This is a genomic window from uncultured Sphingomonas sp., from assembly GCF_964021865.1.
Taxonomy (GTDB): domain Bacteria; phylum Pseudomonadota; class Alphaproteobacteria; order Sphingomonadales; family Sphingomonadaceae; genus Sphingomonas.
The window spans coordinates 1-4,986 of the sequence record NZ_CAXIAM010000097.1; the positions used below are offsets into that span (position 1 = coordinate 1).

The 4,986-nt window shown below is 68.4% G+C and carries 4 protein-coding genes; 3 read left to right on the forward strand and 1 reads right to left on the reverse strand.

The genetic code is table 11. The annotated features are described in order from the left end of the window. Window positions 1-32: 32 nt before the first annotated feature. From mutY to nudC, 3 genes are read left to right on the forward strand one after another with little or no spacing between them, the layout of a single operon-like run. Window positions 33-1,073 (forward strand): A/G-specific adenine glycosylase, encoded by a 1,041-nt coding sequence (gene mutY, locus AADI75_RS15925; RefSeq protein ID WP_341209966.1) that lies wholly within the window; start codon window positions 33-35, stop codon window positions 1,071-1,073. Beyond that, window positions 1,070-2,410, forward strand: coding sequence for a serine hydrolase domain-containing protein (locus AADI75_RS15930; RefSeq protein ID WP_341209967.1), 1,341 nt, complete (start codon window positions 1,070-1,072; stop codon window positions 2,408-2,410). Before mutY ends, AADI75_RS15930 begins: the two co-directional genes overlap by 4 nt. Continuing rightward, a complete protein-coding gene (nudC, locus tag AADI75_RS15935) occupies window positions 2,404-3,276 on the forward strand; it encodes an NAD(+) diphosphatase (RefSeq protein ID WP_341209968.1) in 873 nt (290 codons plus the stop codon). The genes AADI75_RS15930 and nudC overlap by 7 nt, the downstream gene beginning before the upstream one ends. 286 nt (window positions 3,277-3,562) lie before the next feature. Here the strand turns inward: nudC and AADI75_RS15940 are convergent. After that, window positions 3,563-4,986 (reverse strand): toprim domain-containing protein (locus AADI75_RS15940; protein WP_341209969.1); only part of this gene is annotated, 1,424 nt, incomplete at its 5' end.

Sequence of the window (4,986 nt, forward strand, 5' to 3'; positions counted from 1 at the left end):
GCTCATTCCGTCGCCCATGCCATAGCCGGGGCATGGACGCCAAGCACCGGATCGATATCGCGACTCCGTTGCTCGACTGGTACGATCGCCATCGCCGCGATCTGCCGTGGCGCGCGAGGAACGGCGAGGTCGCCGATCCCTATCGCGTGTGGCTGAGCGAGGTGATGCTGCAGCAGACGACGGTAGCGACGGTGCGGCCGCGCTTTAACGAATGGACGCGGCGTTGGCCGACCTTCGCGGAGCTCGCCGCCGCGGACGAGAGCGAGGTGATGGCCGCCTGGGCGGGGCTCGGCTATTATGCGCGGGCGCGCAATCTGCTGGCGGCGGCGCGGACGATCGCGGCCGAACACGGCGGCAGGTTGCCGGACACCGAGGCGGCGTTGCGCGCCTTGCCGGGCTTCGGCGATTATACGGCGGCGGCGGTGGCAGCGATCGCGTTCGGGCGACGCGCGGTGGTGGTCGACGCCAATGTCGAGCGGGTCGTGGCGCGGCTGTTCGCGATCGACACGCCGCTGCCGGCGGCGCGCAAGGCGATCCGCGCGGCGACGGACACGATCACCCCCGATGAGCGTGCAGGCGATTTCGCACAGGCGATGATGGACCTGGGCTCGGCGATCTGCACGCCGCGGCGGCCGCGGTGTCTCCTCTGCCCGCTGAAGCATGGCTGCGCGGCGCAGGCGGCGGGGACGCCCGAAGCCTATCCGGTCAAGAAGCCCAAGGCGGCGCGGCCGCATCGGCATGGAACGCTGTTCTGGCTGCAGCGCGGCCATTCGGTGCTGCTGGTACGGCGGCCCGACAAGGGCTTGCTCGGCGGGATGCGCGCGCTGCCGACCGGACCGTGGAGTGACGCGCCGCCGCTGCTGGCCGACGCGCCCGCCGACGCCGGCTGGCAGATGCTGGATGAGGCGGTGACTCACGGTTTTACGCATTTCACGATCGACCTTGCGATCGCGGTGGCGCACACGGACGTCGCGAGCAACAAGGGCGAGTGGTGGCCGGTCGACCGGCTCGACGAAGCAGGATTGCCGACGGTGTTCGCGAAAGCGGCAGATGTGGTGAGGAGACGGGCATGACATTGAAGCGGTGGACGATGAAGCCGGTGAAGGCTGCCGGACTGGGCGCGGCGCTGCTGGCGACGGTCGCAGCGTCGGCGCAGCAGCCGCAGATGCGCGCGCCGGCTCCGCGCGCGCCGGACGCCGCGGCGGCGGCGACGTTGCTGCCCGCGACCAAGGCGCTGTACGATGGCTATATCGCCGCCGGGAAGATGCCGGGGATCGTCGGCGCGTTCGGGCTGGGGAATTTGCCGACGGTGTTCGTCAGCGCGGGCAGGATTTCGCTCGACCCCGGTGCGGCCCCCGCCGGCCCCGACTCGCTGTGGCGCGTCTATTCGATGACCAAGCCGATCACCGGCATGGCGGCGATGTTGCTGATCGAGGACGGCAAGCTGTCGCTCGACGATCCGCTGTCGAAATACTTTCCGGCGTTCGCGAAGATGCGCGTGCTGACCAGTCCCGACACCTCGCTGGAAACGCGTCCCGCCGCCAAGCCGATCACGATCCGCGAGCTGATGACGCATACCTCTGGGCTGAGCTATCAGATCAACGCGAAGGGGCCGCTGCTCAAGGAAGTGGAGAGGCTCGGCCTGGTCCCGTTCACCGCCAATGCCCAGACCGAGGCGCAGGCGCGGCTGACCCGCCCGGCCTCGCTGGCCGCCTTTGCCGAGCGCGTCGCACAAGCGCCGCTGGTCGCGGAGCCGGGCACGGCCTGGCATTATTCGATGGGGCTCGACGTGCTCGCGGCGGTGGTCGAGAAAGCGGGCGGGATGCCGTTTGAGCGCTTCGTCCAGATGCGGTTGCTGGGTCCGCTCAAGATGAGCTCGACCTATTGGCAGGTGCCGCAGCGCGACGTTGCACGGTTCGCGACCAATTACACGTTTGTCGGCGACAATCTAACCCCGCTCGACCCGGCGGCGCGCTCGCCGTGGTTGCAGCCCCCGAGCTTTCCCTATGGCGGCGCGGGGCTGGTGAGCAGCGCGCGCGATTACGACCGCTTCCTGCACATGCTCCAGAATTATGGGATGCTGGAGGGCACGCGCGTGATGAAGGAGGAGACTGCACGACTGGCGATGTCGAACCTGATGCCGACGGGCGTGTTCTTCGACAATGACGGGCAGCAGCGCGGGTTCGGTGCGGGCGGGGTCGTCTATCTCAACGACGATCCGAACGGCGCGTCGAAGGGCAGCTATGGCTGGGCGGGGGCGGCGGGGACGCTGGCGCTGGTCGATCCGGCCAAGCGCTTCCGCAGCACGATCATGGTCAATTACTTCCCGGCCGAGAAGTGGCCGCTGGGCAAGGAAACCTATGCCGCGATCCGGCGCGACGCCGCGCGGCTGCGCGGGGGACAATGGTGATCGAAACCGGCTTTACCGGCGGTACGCTGGATCGTGCCGATGCGTTGCGGCAGGACCCGGCGGCAATCGCGCGGTTGTTGACGGACCCGACGTCGCGGCTGCTGCGGCTCAATGCGTTCGAGCCGGTCGTCGAGGCGAACGGCTCGCTGGCGTGGGGCATAGTTGCCGACGCGCCGGACGGGGCCGAGTTCGTTTTGCTGGGGCTGGAGGATGGACGCGCGCATTTCGCGGCCATCATCCCCGGCGACGCGCCGCCGCCGCCATATCGGTCGCCGACGCTGTTCGCATTGCTCGACCGGTTGCGCGGCGGTGAGGCGGCGACGTTCGCGGCGGCGCGTGCGCTGATCGACTGGCACGCGCGGCATCCGTTCTGCGCGCGCTGCGGCCACGCGACCGCGCCGTTCCGCGCCGGCTGGGGGCGCCGCTGCCCGAACTGCAAGGCGGAGCATTTCCCGCGCGTCGATCCGGTGGTCATCATGATCGCCGAGCATGACGGACGGGCACTGATCGGGCGGCAGGCGGCGTTTCCGGCAGGCCGCTATTCGGCGCTTGCCGGCTTTCTGGAGCCCGGCGAGTCGATCGAGGAAGCCGTGGCGCGGGAGATCTTTGAGGAGGCGGGGGTGCGCGTCGGCGCGGTGCGGTACGTCGCGAGCCAGCCGTGGCCTTTCCCGTCGCAGTTGATGATCGCATGCGTGGCCGTAGCGGAGGACGATGCGATCACGCTGGACACCAACGAGCTGGAGGATGCACGTTGGGTGACGCGTGACGAGGTGCGTGCGGCGCTGGCGGGGGAGGCGGGGACATTCGGTGCACCGCCGCGCTATGCCATCGCGCATTCGTTGTTGCGGGCGTGGGTCGAGGGGTAGGTTTGGGCGTCATGGCGAGCGTAGCGAAGGATGACGAGGGCGATTCTGCTGCGGCCCAGTATCAAGCTACCGTCATTTCCGCGAAGGGGGGAAGCTAGAACCTCTGACGTCTTTGCCTTTACGAGAACCTGCGCGTCTGGATTCCCGCCTGCGCGGGGATGACGGTTATGTAGAGCGCGATACCCCCTCGTCCGGGCTCGACCCGGGACCCCGCCTCGTCTGCGCGCGGACAGAAAAAAGCGTGGCCCCGGATCAAGTCCGGGGCCACGGCTGAAAGCTTGACGCTTTAAACGTCCAGATTCGCGACGCTCAGCGCGTTTTCCTGAATGAACTCGCGACGTGGCTCCACGATGTCGCCCATCAGGCGCGTAAAGATCTCGTCCGCGACGTCGGCCTGCTCGATGGCGACCCGGAGCATCGTGCGGTTCGACGGGTCGAGCGTAGTTTCCCACAGCTGTTCCGCGTTCATCTCGCCCAGACCCTTGTAGCGCTGGATCGCCAGCCCCTTGCGCCCGGAGGCGAGGATCGCCTCCAGCAACTGCGACGGGCGCGCGACCAGCGACTCGCCACGGCCGACGGAGACGGTTTCCTCGCCCTCCTCGTCGGTGGCGACCGCGTCGACCGGTGTCTCGACCGCGGCGGTCTTGACGGGCACCAGCTTGGCGGCATGTGCGAAGGTTTCGGCCTGTTCGGCGGCGAGCGTGTGAAGCTTGCGTGCCTCGGCCGAGGCGAGGAACGCCGCTTCGACGATATGGTGGTCGGTCACGCCGCGCCACAGCCGTTCGAAGTGGATGCCGCCCTCTTCCGTGACGCGCGCGCTCCACGTCGCTTCGCTGTCGCCCTGATCGAGCCGACGAACGACCTCCTTGACGGCAGCGGCGCGGGTTTCGCGCGTCGCTTCGGGATCGAGCGCGCCGCCCAGCGCCAGCCCCTCGATGATGACCGGATCGTAGCGGCGTGGTACGTAGCGCATCAACGTGCGCATCCGCCGCGCGTGCTCGACCAGCGGGCGCAGGTGGATGCCCGTCAGTTTCTCGTCGCCGCGCTCCAGCGCCATCGCGCCCAGCCCGGCGTCGACGAGGTAATCGTCGAGCGCGTGATCGTCCTTGAGATACACCTCGGAGCGGCCCTTGGTCGCCTTATAGAGCGGCGGCTGGGCGATATAGAGGTGCCCGGCCTCGATGATCTCGGGCATCTGGCGATAGAAGAACGTCAGCAGCAGCGTGCGGATATGCGCGCCGTCGACGTCGGCATCGGTCATGATGACGATCTTGTGGTAGCGCAGCTTATCGAGCTTGAAGTCGTCGCGCCCGATGCCGGTGCCCATCGCCTGGATGAGCGTGCCGATCTCCTTCGAGCCGAGCATCCGGTCGAACCGTGCGCGCTCGACGTTGAGGATCTTGCCGCGCAGCGGGAGGATCGCTTGGAAGTGCCGGTCGCGGCCCTGCTTGGCCGAGCCGCCGGCCGAATCGCCCTCGACGATGAACAGCTCGGACTTGGCGGGGTCGCGTTCCTGACAGTCGGCGAGCTTGCCGGGCAGGCTGGCGATGTCCATGACGCCCTTACGCCGCGTCAGCTCGCGCGCTCGCTTCGCCGCCTCGCGCGCGGCGGCGGCGTCGATGATTTTGCCGACGATCGAACGCGCGTGCTGCGGGTTTTCTTCCAGCCATTCGGCCATCTTGTCAGCCATCAGGCTTTCGAGCGGCTGGC

Bases quoted from the DNA above. Each gene is read 5' to 3' on its own strand.
- mutY (WP_341209966.1), top strand. From the start codon at position 33: ATGGACGCCAAGCACCGGATCGATATCGCGACTCCGTTGCTCGACTGG.
- AADI75_RS15930 (WP_341209967.1), top strand. From the start codon at position 1,070: ATGACATTGAAGCGGTGGACGATGAAGCCGGTGAAGGCTGCCGGACTG.
- nudC (WP_341209968.1), top strand. From the start codon at position 2,404: ATGGTGATCGAAACCGGCTTTACCGGCGGTACGCTGGATCGTGCCGAT.